Source organism: Methylobacterium sp. XJLW, from assembly GCF_003254375.1.
Taxonomy (GTDB): Bacteria; Pseudomonadota; Alphaproteobacteria; order Rhizobiales; family Beijerinckiaceae; genus Methylobacterium; species Methylobacterium fujisawaense.
Window position 1 is genome coordinate 1,753,225 of record NZ_CP016429.1, and the last position, 16,421, is coordinate 1,769,645.

Sequence of the window (16,421 nt, forward strand, 5' to 3'; positions counted from 1 at the left end):
GTCTGTCGCCCCGCGCTCCCAGGCTACTTGGTCGGTGCGGACGGCATGTCCTTGAAGGCCCGGCCGAGCCACTTCTCCTGCAGAGCGTAGAGCTCTCCGCTCGCGCGCACCTTCGCCATGAACTGGTCGAGGTAGGCCAGGAGGCCGTCGTTCCCCTTGGCGACGGCCCAGGCCGCATAGGTCGGCGCGCCGACCGCCTCGCCCATCCTGAAGCGCTTCGGCTGGTCCTTCGTCAGGCTGACGAGGTTGACGACGCCATTGATCACGTAGTCGAGCCGGCCATTGGCGAGGTCCTGATATGCCTCCGGCAGCGACGTGTACTGCACCACCTTGCCGAGCTTTCCGCCTGTCTTCGCCAGCGTGGGTTCGAGATCGGCCAGGGCCGCGTAGGACGCGCCGCCGGACTGCACGCCGACCGTCTTGCCGGCCAAGTCGGGGACACCCTTGATCCGGGTCTCGTCCGCGCGGACGACGTAGTATTGCGTCGCTTCGGCGATCGGCATCGTGAAGCTCAGGCTCTGGATCCGATCGGGGGTGATGACGGCCGCCGTCAGGGCCACGTCGTATTTCCCGGTCGCGACCCCGGCCAGAAGCCCCGTCCAGGGTATGATCTGCTGGTCGATCTTGAACGGCGCCTCCTTGCGCAGCAGCGCGAGGAGGTCGTGGTCGAGGCCCATCGGCTTGCCGTTCTCGACGTACTCGAACGGCTTGTAGCTGTCCTCGGTCGCGACGACCATGGACCCCTTGGCCTTGATGTCGTCGAGGCTCGCCGCAGAGGACGGGGACGCCCCGACGCTCAAGCTCAGCGCCGCCGCGGCGGCGATGGCGAGGATCTTGTCCCGAACGGAAGCCATGGCTCAGTCCTTTTGCTCGCTCGACGAAAGGGATGGCGCGGCGCCCCGACGGGCGATCAGGTCGATCTCGACCAAGGCATCGTAGGCGAGCCCCGTCGTGCCTACGCAGGTTCGCGCCGGCAGGCGGTCGTGTGGGAAGAAGGATTTGTACGTCGCGTTGAACGCCGCGTAGTCGCGCTTGAACTCCGTCAGGAAGGCCCGCGCGACGACCACGTGCTCCAATCCCAGGCCGAGCCCGGCCAGGATCGTTGTGAGGTTGGCCATGACGTTGCGGGTCTGCGCCTCGATGCCGTCCGGCAGGAGGCCGGGGTTGGACGGCGTGTCTGGCATCTGCCCCGTGACGAAGACGAAGCCGTCGACCTCGACCGCGTGACTGAAGGGAGCGACCGGCTGCGGCCCGTCGGAGACCATGTGGAAGAGCATGGCCGACGGGTCTGATTCTGGCTTCGGCACCGCGATCTCCGTTCCGCAGGCTTGCCCCGCGTGATGTCCCGGACCCAGGGTCGGGACCGTATTGTCATGATCAAGTTAGGCGACATTGTCGGACCTGGCGCGCGGATATGAGCGGCATCGCGCTTGAATTTCGGTCGTGGCTGCGGTCCGACCGAGACAATGTGTAGGACAATCGGTGCAGGTATGAGTCGACCCGGATGGATCGATGCCGTCGAGCGGACGGCCGGGGCTCGCTATTCGGCCATCGTCGGCGCGGTCGAGATCGCGCTGCGGGCCGGCGTCTTGCGACCGGGCGATCGGCTGCCGCCGCAGCGCGACTTGGCCGCATGGCTGTCGCTCAACATCGGGACGGTCAGCCGGGCCTATGCCGAGATGCAGCGGCTGGGCCTTGTCAGAGGCGAGGTCGGCCGCGGCACCTTCCTCAACCCAGTGCAGGATCCGGACGGACCGCCATCCCTTCGGGAGCCGGTCCCACGCCAGACCTTCGTCGACCTGTCCCACAACTTCCCGGCGCATGCGATGCATCACCCTGCGCTGGCGCTGATCCGCCCCGAACTCGACGGCGCCGTCGATCTCGGGGGCCTGCTCGCGAGCCAAGTCGACGTCGGTCTTCTCAGGCATCGGACCATTGCAGCACGATGGCTCGGTCGCTTCGGGATTGAAGCCCCGGCCGACGAGGTGCTGGTCACCTGCGGCGGCCAGCACGGCCTGCTGCTCTCCCTGATGGCGCTGACGCATCCGGGCGATGCCGTCCTGGTCGAGGAGCTGAGCTTCTACGGCCTGAAATCCGCGGCCGGCATGCTGGGGCGCTCGCTGGTTGGGGTCCGCATGGACCGCGAAGGCATCGTGCCCGAATACCTCGACGTGGTCTGCCGCCGGACCCGAGCGAAAGTCCTCGTCTGCACGCCGACGCTGCACAACCCGACCACCGCCACGATGTCGGACGAACGGCGGCGGGAGGTGGCCGAAATCTGTGCGCGCCACGACGTCCTGATCGTCGAGGATGATGTCTACGGCTTCCTGCCCGACCCAATCCTGAGACCGCTGGCTGCGTCAGCGCTGGACCGGGTCGTGCACATCTCAAGCTTGTCGAAGCTTGCGGGCCCGGGATTGCGCATCGGCTTCCTGCGGGTGCCCCGGCAACTGGTCTCTGCTTTCGGTATCGCGCTGCGTGCGACCACGCTGATGGCATCGCCGTTCAACGCGGAATGGGCGACGCGCCTTCTGGAGTCGCGGCGGATCGATCAAGTCGTCGCCGCGATGCGTGCGGAAACGCAAGCGCGGCAGGCACTCGTGGCTGGTCTCCTGCCTCGGCAAGCCATCCTCACCCAACCGAACGCGTACTATTTCTGTCTGAAGTTGGGGAACGGCTGGTCGGCGGAAGCCTATACGCAGGCCGCGGAGGAAGCCGGGGTCGGGGTTACGCCGATCAGCCTGTTCGAGGTGTCGTCGTTGTACCAAAGCGATACCGTCCGGGTCTGCGTCAACGCAGCGCCCGATCGCGAAACGCTTCGAGAGGCACTGGAGAAATTGGCGGGCCTGCTTGAGGCGGGTGCACCGCCTACGGTTCGATTCAGGGGCGCGGTGTGAGACGGGGCTCCACCGCTTTGGTCCCCTGACGACGAGTCACGGGGCGTCGACATCACGCCGGAGCGATCGCGCGCCCTTCGAATTCCTGCGAATCTCCGCCAACCAGCACGCCGCCGACGCGGTGCTCCGGCCCGCCCTGACCTGTGAATCTGTCTGGCTCGACGTCCGCTTCGGGGGCGTTGTCCATCGGTTTTGACCGTCCGGGTTGGACGCATTGCTCCCGGGCTGGTTTCGAAGCCCATCGCCATTGAAGCCGAGGGGCCGGAACACGCAAATCTCAGGTCTTTCGGCTGGGTGTGGACCGAACCAAGGCGTTGCAGAGTTTGTCGTTTTGTGATTCCGGGCGGCCGTTTTGCGGCCTGGAGGTGGCGATGGCGGACCTGTTCTGGCTCGTCCGATGAGCAGTGGGCGGTGATCGAACCGTTCATGCCCAAGGATCATCCCGAACCCGAGCGGAAGGACGACCGGCAGATCATTTCCGGCATCCTGCACGTGCTGACATCGGGCTCTCGCTGGCGCGATTGCCCGGTCGCCTACGGCCCGCGTACCACGGTCTACGCCCGCTTCAACCGCCGATCGCGGCGCGGCTTCTGGAAATCCACGCTCGCCGCGCTGGCCAAGGCCGAATGGGCAGGCGATGCAGCCGCCCTCGACAGCAGCCTCCGACCGCCTCAAAGACTTCCGCCGCATTGCCACCCGCTACGACAAACTCGCCCGCAACTACGCCTTGGCCCTCGCTCTGGCCGCCGTCATCGTCTTCTGGTGCTGATCAAGTCCACACCCTAGAGCGTCACTTGCCTCCGCCGCTCCCGGTCGAACCGACGCGTGAGGGCTGTGCTTCATTGCCGGCGGCGGCCGAGTCCGTTGCGATGCCATCTTCCGCTCGGCCGGACGGCGAGTAGGTGAACGCATCCTCATCGCCGGTGGAGCCCGGCTGACGCGTGATCACACCTGGCGCGCCAGGCGGGACGACGACGGTTGTGCTGGTCGGCGTCTCGATCACCGCCTGTGCGACGGCAGGGGTCGCGAGGATTGCAGCGAAGACTGCACACAAAACGATCTTGTTCACAGAATGCACCGTAGAGAAACGTGGGGCATTATCCCCTGGGTGGTGTCAAACACGGATTGGCCACTATCGATCCGGCCTGAGCGGTCGCACCTTGAACACAGTGTGCCAATCCACACGGCATGACCGTACATTGAACACAATATCGCGATCGATGTTGCCGATTCATTTCTGCATGAAATTCGTCAGATCCGCGCGCTAAATCTTTTATATATTCATGCCTATCCCAAAGAGTATTTGGACCTTGCCCAGGCCCTTTCGGAGGGCATCGGGCGGCGATGGATGTCGTCGCTGCCGCATTGCCGCATTGTCGCATCGTCGGACACAAAAAACCCGGCACAAAGGCCGGGTGAGTAAGGTCCCTTTGCACGGGGACATCAAGACCGGGAAGCTTTGGAGATAACCGGTCTCGATCTGGAATTAGAAATCGCGTTGGACGCGGAAACGAACCTGAGAGATCGAGTCTTTCGTCGCGGTGGCAACAGCGAAGGTTCCGTTGTTGATGCCGGAGATATTGGAGTAAGCCGTCGGGCTCTTGTCCAAATCGATAGCGCGGCCGCTCTTCAGTCCGATTTGCGTGTAGAACGCCTCGACGCCGATATCGAGGTCTTTGACCGGCGACCAGATGATGCTGCCACCAGCGACGAACTGGTAGGTGTCGCGCAGCGCTTGGCTCAGCTGGTAGAACCGAGTGCCTGGCACACCGACGGCGTTGGAGCCGAAGGCATTCGTACCGTTGGGGTTTTCTAGGCTGAAGATGGCACCTTGCACAAGGCGGGCCCCATTCGAGAAGCTCTGCTCGCCATACGAGCCGAAGAAGGCCGAGCGCCATTCCGGCGTCCAGTAGTGCAGATACGAGATCGTGGTCGTGAAACTCGTTGACGTCTCAAGCTGACCAGTGAATGGATTGAGTGTAGCGTCGGCAAAATACTGATTGAATTTCTGGCCCTGAATGGTCTGCGTGCTCTGCGTGTAGCAGCCGGTATAGGCGCAGTACCCGGTGTACATCTGCGCGCCATTTCCATAGGCGCCCTGCAAGTAAAGAGAGTCGCCCGGCGCGATGAAGGGCGTGTTGATCTTCAAGCCGCCCTGTACGGCCCATCCGTACACACTGTTGGTGTGTGGGATGCTCACGTTTGAGCCCGTGCCCGTACCGGCGCCGTTGGCGACGTCGCCGACGTTCAACTCGTGCGCCGCAGCTGAGAGCTGGGCCGTGCCCCAGGCTTGATCGACGCGCAGGACGCCGACAAAGTCGGGCATCCGCTCGCGCTGGATCACATCGACCTGACTATAGCGGGTTGGAATACCGTTAGTATAGCCGATGAACACCGGAGCTGGCGAATTGCTTTGTGCGAAGTTCGCAACGCTGGCGTTGACCGTGACACCAGCTGGGTTGTTCGTCGGCGAGAAGATCGGGGTTCGACGGAACACAGGGTCTTCTATGGACAGGGTCGCCGACAAACCATTGCCGAAGGTCGCCGTGTAGGCCAGCAGATTTGTAGAGAACACGTCGGATCCGAGAGTGGCGCCGGCGAACTCGAAATCGTGGGCGTAGAAATCGAAGAATGAGGAGGCGCGACCAGCGGTGAGCCCCGCGAACTGAATGAATGCCTTGTCGACATTCACATACTGCTGATCGCGGCCGAACTGATCGATGCCGAGACCGGGAAAGGCTTGACCGATGCGCTGCTGGGTCCCTGAAGTGCCGACACCGGAGTAGCCCGTCCGGGCGCCGGCATCGAGGCGCACGAAGGCTCGCAGGGTCCCATAAGCGGTTTGCGTGCGGGCATCGAGATTGATGCGCAGGCGCCCCTGGTATCCCGAGGTGTCACCACTGTTGGTGCCGCTTTGGCGGGTGTAGCTGGGCTGGTAGCCACCTTCGAACCGCGCACGGCCTCCGATACGGAGGCAAGTGTCAGTCCCAGGAATGTAAAAGAAGCCGGCGCCATAGGCGCCACAGACGCGGACGTACTCGACGGGGACAGCCTTATTGACCGGCAGGTCTGCGGCATGGGCTGCCCCCGCCGCTATGAATGCTGCAGCAGACGCAAGCAGCGCGCTTTTCAAGACACTCATCGATATCCTCAAAGCTTCGAGACCCGTGGTGCGGCAGCGCCCGTTTTCCGGATCTCGCCGCGAAGTGCATCGCCGCCTGCATCTGAAGGCAGGCTTGTACGGGGCGTTGGACTGCGATGCCCCGATGCAGGATCAGCATGCGCGGGTCGGCACGGTTGAGCAATGAGGCTTAATCCATCTCAAGAACAGCGCGAAGAAAATGTGGTCATTTTACAACAAAATACCCCTGTTTATCAGAAACAATCGAGCAATTTGGATGCAAATCGCGTTTCTCTTTGTTTCCGTATCTCTGCACTGCCCCATAAATGATTCCAAAAATGACCATCGGTAGCAATTTAACTCGCATTCAGGATCAAATAGACGTGAATTTATGCCATGAACTGCCATTTTTGTTTCGATGCTGGCGATAAATTTCAACTGCTACACATTCTCGTTAGGCAAGGGATCGCAGGCTCTCCGTGACCGGGGAACACATCGTCGCTGAGCCCGTCGCCCCGCATCAGCCAGGCCACGCGTCGCCGGCCTGCCGCCATGCCCTGTTGGTGCAGCTCGTGCGTCACACGGGGCTGCCATAGGTCTCGTGCGAGAGCGCGAAGGTGGAGCGAACAGGGGTGAGCAGCACGAGATCCTCGCGCTGCCGCCTCGCAGCCGGGCGGCTCTTCCAGGCGAAGAAGCCGTTCGGGCAAGCATTCAAGGCGACGCCGACACCAGGCCGCTCGGGCCTGATCTCACAGAATCGGCCCGGCGCCCGCATGGGTGAGATCGGCAGCCGGGACAGAGACCCGGGACAGGTCTAGCGCCGGTGTCGGACCCGCCGGGAAGGTGCTTTCCCAGCCGCCCCCCAGCGCCTTCGACAGAGCCACAAAGTCAGTCGACATCGCCGCCGTCGCCTGGACGAGGTTGGTCTCGGCCTGCAGCACGGTCTGAGAGGCCTGGAGGACGGTGGTGAAGATCTCGACGCCCTGCGTGTACCGCGCCCGGGACAGCGCCAGCGCCTGCCGCGCATCGGCCACCTGCCGCGCCAGCCGCGCCCGGCGGCCCTCGTCGCCCCTGAGCGCAGCCAACGCGTTGACGACGTCGTGCCAGCCCTGGAGCACCGCCTTCTGGTAGGCGATCGCCGCCTCCTGCTGGCGGGCCCGCTGGAGGACGAGGTTCGACTTGAGCCGACCGCCCTCGAAGAGCGGGATGGAGATCGACGGCCCCACATTCATGTATTGCAGGGACGAGCCCCGGAAGATCTTGCCCGGATCGACCGCGTTGACGACCGGGCTCGCCGACAGCGTCACGGAGGGGAAGAACTGCGCCTCGGCGACGCCGATCTCGGCGACCGCCGCGTGCAGGTTGGCCTCGGCCCGCCGGATGTCGGGGCGGCGCAGCACGAGGCTCGACGGTACCCCCACGGGGATTCGCGGCGGCACCGGCGGGATCGCGCGGCCGGTCACCAGCTCCTGCGACAGGGAGAGCGGCGGCTCGCCGAGCAGCAGCGCGATGGCATTGATCTGCTGGATCTCCTGCTGCTGGAGCTGCGGCAGCTGCGCCTTGATCGCTTCGACCTGCTGGGCGGCGTTCGCCGTGTCGAGGCCCGTGACGAGACCCCGCTGCTGGCGGATCCGCACCACGTCGAGGATCTGCTCGTTGACCTTGATGTTGGTGAGGTCGATCCGGATCTGTTCCTGCGTCCCGCGCAGCTGCACGTAGTCGCGTGCGAGTTCCGCCTGGCTCGAGACCAGCGCGTCGCGCCGCTGCTCGGCGGCCGCGTCCGCCTGCACCTGGGCGGATTCCACCGACCGGCGGACCTTGCCCCACAGGTCGAGTTCCCAGGAGGCGTCGAAGCCCAGCGTATAGCTCTCGAAGCCGTTGGTCAGCGGCGCCGTCAGGTCGCTGCTGGAGGCGCTGGAGCCGCTGCCACCCGTGACGCCGCCGAGGGAGTTGGACAGGAGGCCGATCGTGCCGTTCTTGCTGAATTGCTGCCGGTAGACACTGCCCTGGCCGTTGAGGGTTGGCAGGCCGGCGGCGGCCGCGGTGCCGAGCTGGGCCCGGCTCTGGAACAGGCGCGCTGTGGCGGTCTGCACGTCGAGGTTCTGCGCCGCGACGCGGTCCTCGAGCTGCGCCAGGATCGGATCGCGGAAGGCGAGCCACCACGTCACCGCCGGCTCCACCGCGCTGGTGTGGGCGAGAAGCGGCAGCGGGGCCCGGGCCGGCTGGCCGGTATCGAGGTAATCGCTCGATTCCGCGAGCGGCGCCGCGGGGGGCAGGAAGTTCGGTCCGACTGTGCAAGCCGTCAGCCCGGATAGGGCGAGGGCCGCGCCGCCGCGCAGCCACGGGCGGGGCCGAGAGGAGATGCGGGAGGTCATGTCAGTGTCCTCCCCCGCCGCCCTGCGCGGTCTTGGCCGAGATCAGGAAGCAGAGCGGCACGACCATCAGGGCGATGACGGCCGTGTACTGGAAGATGTTGCTGTAGGCCAAGACCTGCGCCTGCTTCATGTAGGTCTGGTAGGTGTGGGCGACCGCCTGCTGATGCACGACGGAGGCTGCGCGGCCGAGTGAGCGGAGGGTGTGCTCACTCTCCTGGATCAGCGTGTTGTAGCCGGAGCGCAGCGGCGTCATGAACCCCGACAGGTGCGCTTGGTCGGCCTGCGTGCGCTCGGTGATGGCTGCGGTCGAGAGCGAGATCCCCAGCGACCCGAACACGTTCCGGAACATCGAGAACAGGGCCGCGCCGTCGCTGCGGTATTTCTGCGGCAGGGTCAGGTAGGCGATGGTCGAGATCGGCACGAACAGGAAGCCGAGCGCCGCGGTTTGGAGGGAGCGCATCAGCACCAGGGTCCTGAAGTCGATGTCGGGGGCGAGCCGGCTGGAATAGAACAGGGCCGCGCCCATGAAGGCGAAGCCGAACATGACGATGAAGCGCGTCTGGACGACCTTCATGAGCTGCCCGACGATGGGGATCAGGATGATCACCACGATCCCGCCTGGCGACAGGATCAGGCCGGATTTCAGCGCGGTGTAACCCAGCACGTTCTGGGCGAATTGCGGGATCACCACGGCGCTGGCGTAGAGGGCGAAGCCCATGGCGCCGATGAGCACGCAGCCCATGGCGAAGTTCTTGTCCTTGAACACGTCGAGGTCGATGATCGGCTTCTTCGCCGTCAGCAGCCAGCAGATCGCCCCGAACACGCCGAGGAAGCCGATCGTCGCCATGATCCGTATGAACGGCGAGCCGAGCCAGCCGTCGTCCTCGCCGCGGTCGAACACGATTTGCAGGCAGCCAATGCCGATCACGATGAGGGACAGGCCGATATAGTCGATGCCGCGCTTGGTCTTGCGCTTCTCCTGCTCGGAGGGCGGGTCCTGCACCAGGATGCTGTTGGCGATCACCGCCAGGATCCCGACGGGGACGTTGACGAAGAAGATCCAGCGCCAGTCCAGGTGCTCGATCAGGTAGCCGCCGAGCGTCGGCCCGAGCACGGGCGCCACCACGGTCGCCACGGCGGTCACCCCGAAGGCCGCCCCGCGCTTGGCGGGCGGGAACGTGTCGAGAATGATCGCCTGCTGGCTCGGCTGCAGGCCGCCGCCGAAGAAGCCCTGCATCAAGCGGAACACGATGATCTGGCCCAGGCTCTGCGAGATGCCGCACAGGAAGGACGACACCGTGAACATCGCGATGCAGATCAGGAAGTAGCGCTTGCGCCCGATCGTGTCGGAGAGCCAGCCGGCGATGGTCAGGACGATGCCGTTGGCGACGAGATAGGCGGTGAGCGTGTAGGTCGCCTCGTCGCTCGAGGCGGCGAGCGACCCCGCGATGTAGGGCAGCGCCACGTTGACGATCGTGGTGTCGAGGATCTCCATGAAGGCGGCGAGCGTCACCGTGATGGCGATCAGCCAGGGGTTGTAGGCGGGTTTCCAGCCTTGGTTCGGATCGCCGCTCATTTCAGCAGCACCGTCGGCTCGACGCTGACGCCGAGGGGCAGGGGCTCGTCCTTCTTCAGCCCGGAATCGATCACGATCTTCACCGGCACGCGCTGGACGATCTTGATGAAGTTGCCGGTGGCGTTCTCGGCCGGGAAGGCTGAGAACTTCGAGCCCGAGCCGCGCTGGACCGAGTCCACATGGCCATGCAAGTCGAGGTCGGGATAGGCGTCCACCGTGATGGTGACCTGCTGGCCGGGCCGCATGCCGTCCAGCTCGGTCTCCTTGAAGTTGGCCGTGATCCAGACGTCGGTGGTGACGAGCGACATCACCTGCTGGCCCGCCGTCAGGTAGTCGCCGGCATTGACGTTGCGCCGGGTGACCCAGCCGTCCTGGGGCGCGCGCACGACAGTCCACTCGACGTTGAGGACGGCTTGGTCCAGCTGGCCCTTGGCCTGCTCGGCCTGCCCCTGGAGCTGGTCGACCTGCTGCTCGGACTGGCCGATATTCTGCTGGACCGGCATCGCCTGGATGACCCGGGCCTCGGCCTGCTCGACCTGCGCCTTCGCCTGCTGGTAGTTCGCGGCGGTCGTATCCACATCCTGCTGGGTGGTGGCCAGCTTCGGCAGGCTCTTCTGCCGGTCGTAATTCGCCTGCTGCAGGGCGAGGTTGGCCTTGGCCGAGGCGAGGTTCGCCTGCGCCAGCGCCAGCGCGGCCGGGAAGTTCTTCTTGGCGATCTCGACGCCGAGTTTCTGATTGGCGATCTGCGCTTTGCTCGCGTCGAGCTGACCCTGGGCCTGCTCCTGTCGGTAGACGTATTGCCGGGCATCGATGCGGAACAGCGGGTCGCCCTTGTGGACGAACTGGTTGTCGGTGACATCGAGGGAGATCACCTGCCCGGCGACCTGGGGCGCAATGCTGACGATGTTGCCGTCGGTATAGGCATCGTCGGTCGAGGCCTTGCCGCGGGTCGACAACCAGAAATAGAGGCCGCCAGCCACCATCAGAAGGACCACGACCGCGCCGATGCCGATCACGAGCGGTCGGCGCTTGCTGCGCCGTTCAGCATCCTGATCCCGGCCGCCCTGTTCCGCATTGCCGGTCCGCCCATCGCGGCCCGATCCGTCCTGCCCGTCCGATCCTTTGCCGCGGGGGTGCTCTTCGTTCTGCTGACGCCCGCGGCGATCGGCATCGGCCGATCGATCCGCGTCCCGACGCCCGCGATCTCCTACGGATTCGCCTCCGTCATCGTCCTGATCGTCATCGGGATAATTGTCCTGCGCTTCGTCCCGGGCGCGGTCGGAGCTGCGGCGGCTCGTCTCGAACGCCACGGACCTTGCACCGTCCCACCGTTCCTCGCGGTCGGATGCGCGTGCCGCGCGGCGCCCGCGATCATCGGCTTCGGAGCCGAGATCGATATAGTCGCGGCGGTCGCGCGGGCGGCCACCGGAGCGCGATCGACGGTCAGTATCATCGTCGGCCATGAATCGGATTCGCAACCCTATCGACCGCGCAGCCGAAGGAACACTCGATCACGCGGCCCACTTGCCTTAGACGCGGTCAACATAACCGAACCCGGCGGTTCGGATGTGCGAGGGTGGACGGAGCGATGTCAAGCGCCGCAGAGGTCGATCAGAAGGCCGCGCGTGGGCCAATCCCGCGCGGGGCGCGGCGCCGCGCGGAGATTGCCCAGGCTGCCGAGAAGGTATTCCTCGAGCACGGTTTCGCTGAGACGACGATGCAGATGGTCGCTCTCGCGGCTGGGTCGTCCAAAGAAACGCTCTATCGGCATTTCGGCAGCAAGGAAGATCTGTTCATCGAAGTGGTGGACAACCGGAACAACGAAGTCCGACAAGTTCTCGACTCAACTCTGGAGAGCGATGGGCCCATTCCAATCGTCTTGCAATCGGTCGGCATCGCACTTTTGGAATGCATGTGCAGCCCCATGGTGGTCGCGCTGGCTCGCATGATCGTGAACGAGACTCACAGGCATCCGGCGCTCGGGGAGGCCTTCTACGCGATGGCGCCGGGCCGTACCCTGCAGAAGCTCACGGGCTACTTGGCCGAGGCCCGGACCCGCGGGGAATTCACCGGCGACGATCCGGCGCGGGCGGCGGAGATCTTCACCGGCAGCATCATGGGCAAATTCGTTCCGCTGATGCTGTTCACCCCGCACACCTTCGCCATCGATCCCGATCAGATCAAGGACCATGTCGCCGAGGCGGTCTCTGTGTTCGCGAAAACTTATGTCGCAAAGGATCGCTAGCGGAGAGATTGTTTTTTGAACCAAAAAATCCAAGATTATTTGAAATCAACAAAACTATAAAACATTTCATCTAACATTATATTCAAGTATTTTCCAGACCGACTAGAGATTTTTCGGAATGCGCTGAGTCGGACGGCTGGGGTTCACACCGGGCATTTGGGCTGATTCATTGCGCGCTCCCTGTGAGGAGCACGGCATGGGCCGACCCGACAGCCAGGATCTGCGTGAGCGGGTGGTTGACGCGGCAGGCGCGACCTCGCGCCGGCAAGCGGCCAAGCACTTCGAGGTGGGTGCTGCGACCGCGATCCGCTTTATGACGGCACTGGCCACGACCCGAACGGTGGCGACCCGTCCGCAAGGTCGGGCACGCCGCTGCAAGCTCGATCCGCACGAGGCGTTTCTGCGGGCCCTGATCGCCGAGCGGGATGACGTCACCCTGGAGGAGATGCAGGTCCGCTTGAAGGATGAGCACGACCGAACGGTTGGGCTGCGCACGCTGTGCAGTTTCCTGACGCGCGCGGCCTGACGTACACAAAAAGACAGCCCACGCCACGGAGCACGACCGTCCGGACGTGAAGGCCGCTCGCGAGGCGTGGTTCGAGGGCCAGCCCGATCTCGACTTCGCCCGCCTCGTGTTCCTCGACGAGACTTGGCCCTCGACCGACATGGCCCGCACCTGCGGCCCCCCCGCGGCAAACGGCTTCGCTCGAGCGTGCCGCACGGTCACTGGAAGACCACGACCTTCGTGGCGGGCCTGCGCCTGTCGGACCTCGCGGCGCCGTTCGTGCTGGACGGTTCGATCAACCGCGACGCCTTCCAGACTTCCGTCGAGCGCGTGCTCGTGCCCGAACTCGCTCCCGGCGACACCGTCGTGATGGACAACCTCGGCAGCCACACAGGGCCGGCCGGCGCGCGGCTGCTCTTCCTCCCGCCCGGCTCGCCCGACTTCAACCCGATCGAGATGGCCTTCTCAAAGCTCAAGGCGCTGCTGCGCAAGGCCGCCGAGCGCACTGTCGAGGGATTGTGGGCAGCCATCGGTCGGCTCATCGATACGATCACGCCCGATGAGTGTGCCAACTTCTGCGCCGCCGCAGGATATGAGCCAGATCAAATCGAAAACGCTCTAGCGAAATCCATCGCCCGCCGGAACACACGCATTGGATGCGAGAGGGCATCCTCCTGCCTCATGTCTCAGCAGTAGATGCGGTTCAGCCTGTACAGGAGCGCGGCGGGTTCCAGGCCTGCCACGATCGGATCGCGAGGCATCGAATTGCCAGGGCGAACAGTCCTTATTTATCGATGACGCACGCGCCTCAGCGATAAATTATGATGAGATCGTAGCCGGAAACGCGCCCAAAAACGAAAATCTATGGCGTGCGTCACGGGACGACTGGCGGAGAGGGGGGGATTCGAACCCCCGATGCCCTTGCAGGCATGCCGCATTTCGAGTGCGGTGCATTCAACCGCTCTGCCACCTCTCCGCAAGGTGCCTCGATGAGACCGGCGGTGCCTAGCACGCGCGGCGCAGCTTCACAAGCGAGACGTCGCCCGCCTGCGCCGGATCAGACCACCACCGTGATCGCCTGCGCGGCGCGGGTCAGGCCGGTGTAGAGCCAGCGCGCCCGGTGCTCGCGGAACGCGTAGGATTCGTCGAACAACGTTACCCGGTCCCATTGCGATCCCTGGGCCTTGTGCACCGTCAGCGCGTAGCCGTAGGTGAATTCGTCCGTCTCGCGCCGCAGGAACAGCGGGATCTCCTCGTCCGAGCCGGTGATCATCGCCCGCAGCACCTTGATGTCGGTGGGCTTCCGGCGCAGGGCCGGATCGTCCTCCGGCACCACGTCGAGCCGGATCAGATCCGGCCGCGGCGGTGCGCGCAGCGCCTGGACCGTCCAGGTCGAGCCGTTGAGCAGGCCCTTCACCCGATCGTTGCGCAGGCAGACCAGCTTCTCGCCGATCGCCGGCATCGGATCCGTGTGGCCGGCGAGTTCCCGGAGCCGGGCATTGTAGAGGCGGCGCGTCTTGTTGAGGCCGACCAGCACCTGGTCGCATTCGAGCACCTCGGCCGGATCCAGGGTGCGGCGCGACACGACCCGGCTCTGCCCATAGCTGCCGAGTTCCAGCCGCCCGCCCTCGCGGATCGTCATCGCCATCCGGACGATCGGGTCATCCTTGGCCTGCCGATGCACCTCGGTGAGCATCACGTCGGGCTCCGCCTCGGTGAAGAAGCCGCCGCCGCGCACCGGCGGCAACTGCGCCGGATCGCCCAGGACCAGCACCGGCCGCTCGAACGACAGAAGATCGTTGCCGAGATCGGAATCCACCATCGAGCACTCGTCGATGATGATCAGATCGGCCTTGGCGGCCGGCCCCGAGCGGTTCAGCGTGAAGGTCGGCCCGCCCTCCTCCGCCTCCTTGGTGCGGTAGATCAGCGAGTGGATCGTAGCGGCGTCGTAGCAGCCCTTCTGGCGCATCACCGAGGCCGCCTTGCCGGTGAAGGCCCCGTAGACCACCGTGCCGTCGACATCCTCGGCGATCCGGCGGGCGAGCGTGGTCTTGCCAGTGCCGGCATAGCCGAAGAGCCGGAACACCTGGGATCCCCCGTCCCGCCGCCACGCGGCGATCGCCTTCAGCGCCGCGTCCTGCTGCGGGGCGTAGGCGGCCGGCAGCCCCGCACTCACGGCCAGCGCACGGTCGGCGGCATCGAGGAGAGGATCGAGGCGACGTTGCCGCCGGTCTTCAGGCCGAAGATCGTGCCCCGGTCGTAGAGCAGGTTGAACTCGACGTAGCGGCCGCGCCGCACCTGCTGCTCGTGGCGGTCCGCCTCGGTCCAGGGCGTGGTGACGTTGTCGCGCACGATCTTCGGATAGGCCTCCAGGAAGGCCTGTCCGACGTCGCGGGTATAGGCGAGGTCGGCCTGCGGATCGCCGCTCCAGAGATAATCGTAGAAGATCCCGCCGATACCGCGCGGCTCGTTCCGATGCTTGAGGTGGAAATACTCGTCGCACCACGCCTTGTAGCGGGCGTGATCGATGCCGTGCGCCGTGCAGGCCCGCGCCAGGCAGGCGTGGAAATGGCGGCTGTCCGGATCGTCCTGATTGCGGCGCCGGTCGAGCACCGGCGTCAGATCGGCCCCGCCGCCGAACCACGCCCGCGTCGTCGCGACGAACCGGGTGTTCATGTGCACCGTCGGCACGTGCGGATTCCACGGATGGGCGATCAGCGAGATGCCGGTGGCGAAGAAGCGCGGATCCTCGGCGGCGCCGGGCATCTGGGCCCGGAATTCCGGCGCGAACTCGCCATGCACCGTCGAGATGTGCACCCCCGCCTTCTCGAAGACGCGGCCGCGCAGCATCGCCATGACGCCGCCGCCGCCGGGCCGGCCGGTATGGTCGGTCCGGTTCCACGGGGTCTTCTCGAAGGTTCCGGGGCCCTCGGGCGCATCGGGATGGAACGGGCCCGTCGCCTCAGCCTCGATGGCCTCCAAGGCCGCGAGGATGCGATCGCGCAGCGTCTCGAACCACGCCGCGGCCTCGGACTTCATGGCCGCCACGTCGGCCTCTGAGGGAGGCGCAGCCAGGGCTGCGCGCGCGTCATCCGGCATCGTCATGACACAGGCTTTTCCACCGTGCCGGGCGCACGTCAATGCGGGCGCGGCCCGACGTGACCGCGCAGGCGTCCGGAGCCGCCACCCGCCGCGGCGGCGCGGGCGGCCTACGCCGGTCCCGGCCGCTCGCCGACGGGCTTGAGCAGCCCCGTGGCCGTCGCCACCAGATCCCCCGCCGCATCCCGGATCTCGGCCTCGCAGAAGATCACCGACCGCCCCGCCCGGGTCACCCGCCCCTCGGCGATCAGGACACCGCGCCCGGGGGCGAGGAAGCGGGTCTGCATGTCGAGGGTCACCACGGGGCGCCCCGCCTGCAGCCGGGCCGCCGTCCCGAGGGCGACGTCGAGCAACGTGCAGAGCGCGCCGCCATGGGCGATGCCGAGATTGTTGGCGTGCTCCGGCTGCAGGGCTAGGCGCAGGCGCGTCCGGCCGGCGCGCACGTCGAGGGCCTCGATGCCGCAATGATCCACGAACGGGATGGTGGCGCCGAAGACGGTGCCCGGTTCCGATTGCTGGTCCACGTCGATCGCCCCGGATCCCGTCTCACCCGGACGTTTATGGCCCAGATGCGCCCGAGGCCAGGACCGGCCACGCGCAGAT

General features: G+C 65.6%; 13 protein-coding genes, 1 tRNA gene and 4 pseudogenes. 5 read left to right on the forward strand and 13 right to left on the reverse strand.

Features of this window, described 5'->3' with window-relative positions:
• Window positions 1–23: 23 nt before the first annotated feature.
• Together A3862_RS08120 and A3862_RS08125 are read right to left on the reverse strand one after the other, a co-directional pair.
• The gene (locus A3862_RS08120) at window positions 24–854 is read right to left on the reverse strand and encodes a transporter substrate-binding domain-containing protein (RefSeq protein WP_043759965.1); all 831 of its coding nucleotides are present in this window, start codon (window positions 852–854) and stop codon (window positions 24–26) included.
• Between the two features lie 3 nt (window positions 855–857).
• A complete protein-coding gene (locus A3862_RS08125; RefSeq protein ID WP_051044636.1) occupies window positions 858–1,277 on the reverse strand; it encodes a RidA family protein in 420 nt (139 codons plus the stop codon).
• 213 nt (window positions 1,278–1,490) lie between these two features.
• Between A3862_RS08125 and A3862_RS08130 the strand changes: the two genes are divergently transcribed.
• Window positions 1,491–2,897, forward strand: a complete 1,407-nt coding sequence (locus A3862_RS08130; protein WP_111473499.1) for an aminotransferase-like domain-containing protein — start codon at window positions 1,491–1,493, stop codon at window positions 2,895–2,897.
• A 52-nt stretch (window positions 2,898–2,949) separates the two neighbouring features.
• On the opposite strand, the gene A3862_RS32340 is transcribed toward A3862_RS08130, so the two are convergent.
• Window positions 2,950–3,084, reverse strand: coding sequence for a hypothetical protein (locus A3862_RS32340; protein WP_257787389.1), 135 nt, complete (start codon window positions 3,082–3,084; stop codon window positions 2,950–2,952).
• 184 nt (window positions 3,085–3,268) lie between these two features.
• Between A3862_RS32340 and A3862_RS08135 the strand changes: the two are divergent.
• Window positions 3,269–3,557 (forward strand): annotated as a pseudogene (locus A3862_RS08135) (transposase); the annotation flags it as partial.
• Window positions 3,558–3,561: 4 nt separating this feature from the next.
• Window positions 3,562–3,666: pseudogene (locus tag A3862_RS32585) on the forward strand (IS5/IS1182 family transposase); the annotation flags it as partial.
• A 21-nt stretch (window positions 3,667–3,687) separates the two neighbouring features.
• On the opposite strand, the gene A3862_RS08140 reads toward A3862_RS32585, so the two are convergent.
• The 6 genes and pseudogenes from A3862_RS08140 to A3862_RS08165 all read right to left on the reverse strand — a co-directional run bounded on the left by A3862_RS08140 (window position 3,688) and on the right by A3862_RS08165 (window position 10,985).
• Window positions 3,688–3,966: a hypothetical protein gene (locus A3862_RS08140; protein ID WP_100794048.1), complete on the reverse strand. Its 279-nt coding sequence runs from the start codon at window positions 3,964–3,966 to the stop codon at window positions 3,688–3,690.
• Window positions 3,967–4,383: 417 nt separating this feature from the next.
• Window positions 4,384–6,039, reverse strand: coding sequence for a porin (locus A3862_RS08145; RefSeq protein WP_111473500.1), 1,656 nt, complete (start codon window positions 6,037–6,039; stop codon window positions 4,384–4,386).
• A 482-nt stretch (window positions 6,040–6,521) separates the two neighbouring features.
• Window positions 6,522–6,721 (reverse strand): annotated as a pseudogene (locus tag A3862_RS08150) (IS3 family transposase); the annotation flags it as partial.
• 46 nt (window positions 6,722–6,767) lie between these two features.
• Window positions 6,768–8,393, reverse strand: coding sequence for an efflux transporter outer membrane subunit (locus A3862_RS08155; RefSeq protein ID WP_111473501.1), 1,626 nt, complete (start codon window positions 8,391–8,393; stop codon window positions 6,768–6,770).
• 1 nt (window position 8,394) lies between these two features.
• The gene (locus A3862_RS08160) at window positions 8,395–9,969 is read right to left on the reverse strand and encodes a DHA2 family efflux MFS transporter permease subunit (protein WP_043388087.1); all 1,575 of its coding nucleotides are present in this window, start codon (window positions 9,967–9,969) and stop codon (window positions 8,395–8,397) included.
• Window positions 9,966–10,985: an HlyD family secretion protein gene (locus tag A3862_RS08165; RefSeq protein WP_236961860.1), complete on the reverse strand. Its 1,020-nt coding sequence runs from the start codon at window positions 10,983–10,985 to the stop codon at window positions 9,966–9,968. Before A3862_RS08165 ends, A3862_RS08160 begins: the two co-directional genes overlap by 4 nt.
• Window positions 10,986–11,557: 572 nt before the next feature.
• Between A3862_RS08165 and A3862_RS08170 the strand changes: the two genes are divergently transcribed.
• Together A3862_RS08170 and A3862_RS08175 are read left to right on the forward strand one after the other, a co-directional pair.
• Window positions 11,558–12,214, forward strand: a complete 657-nt coding sequence (locus A3862_RS08170; protein WP_051976314.1) for a TetR/AcrR family transcriptional regulator — start codon at window positions 11,558–11,560, stop codon at window positions 12,212–12,214.
• 196 nt (window positions 12,215–12,410) lie between these two features.
• A pseudogene (locus A3862_RS08175) lies at window positions 12,411–13,322 on the forward strand (IS630 family transposase); the annotation flags it as partial.
• A 283-nt stretch (window positions 13,323–13,605) separates the two neighbouring features.
• On the opposite strand, the gene A3862_RS08180 reads toward A3862_RS08175, so the two are convergent.
• The 4 genes from A3862_RS08180 to A3862_RS08195 all read right to left on the reverse strand — a co-directional run bounded on the left by A3862_RS08180 (window position 13,606) and on the right by A3862_RS08195 (window position 16,342).
• Window positions 13,606–13,695: transfer RNA gene (locus tag A3862_RS08180), tRNA-Ser, on the reverse strand.
• A gap of 81 nt (window positions 13,696–13,776) precedes the next feature.
• Window positions 13,777–14,895, reverse strand: coding sequence for an ATP-dependent DNA helicase (locus tag A3862_RS08185; RefSeq protein WP_043379141.1), 1,119 nt, complete (start codon window positions 14,893–14,895; stop codon window positions 13,777–13,779).
• The gene (gene hemF / locus A3862_RS08190; RefSeq protein ID WP_043759901.1) at window positions 14,892–15,824 is read right to left on the reverse strand and encodes an oxygen-dependent coproporphyrinogen oxidase; all 933 of its coding nucleotides are present in this window, start codon (window positions 15,822–15,824) and stop codon (window positions 14,892–14,894) included. Before hemF ends, A3862_RS08185 begins: the two co-directional genes overlap by 4 nt.
• A 104-nt stretch (window positions 15,825–15,928) precedes the next feature.
• Complete coding sequence (locus A3862_RS08195; protein ID WP_043379135.1) at window positions 15,929–16,342, reverse strand: PaaI family thioesterase; 414 nt, start codon at window positions 16,340–16,342, stop codon at window positions 15,929–15,931.
• Window positions 16,343–16,421: the final 79 nt, after the last annotated feature.

Bases quoted from the DNA above. Each gene is read 5' to 3' on its own strand.
- A3862_RS08120 (WP_043759965.1), bottom strand. From the start codon at position 854: ATGGCTTCCGTTCGGGACAAGATCCTCGCCATCGCCGCCGCGGCGGCG.
- A3862_RS08125 (WP_051044636.1), bottom strand. From the start codon at position 1,277: ATGCTCTTCCACATGGTCTCCGACGGGCCGCAGCCGGTCGCTCCCTTC.
- A3862_RS08130 (WP_111473499.1), top strand. From the start codon at position 1,491: ATGAGTCGACCCGGATGGATCGATGCCGTCGAGCGGACGGCCGGGGCT.
- A3862_RS32340 (WP_257787389.1), bottom strand. From the start codon at position 3,084: ATGGACAACGCCCCCGAAGCGGACGTCGAGCCAGACAGATTCACAGGT.
- A3862_RS08145 (WP_111473500.1), bottom strand. From the start codon at position 6,039: ATGAGTGTCTTGAAAAGCGCGCTGCTTGCGTCTGCTGCAGCATTCATA.
- A3862_RS08155 (WP_111473501.1), bottom strand. From the start codon at position 8,393: ATGACCTCCCGCATCTCCTCTCGGCCCCGCCCGTGGCTGCGCGGCGGC.
- A3862_RS08160 (WP_043388087.1), bottom strand. From the start codon at position 9,969: ATGAGCGGCGATCCGAACCAAGGCTGGAAACCCGCCTACAACCCCTGG.
- A3862_RS08170 (WP_051976314.1), top strand. From the start codon at position 11,558: ATGTCAAGCGCCGCAGAGGTCGATCAGAAGGCCGCGCGTGGGCCAATC.
- hemF (WP_043759901.1), bottom strand. From the start codon at position 15,824: ATGACGATGCCGGATGACGCGCGCGCAGCCCTGGCTGCGCCTCCCTCA.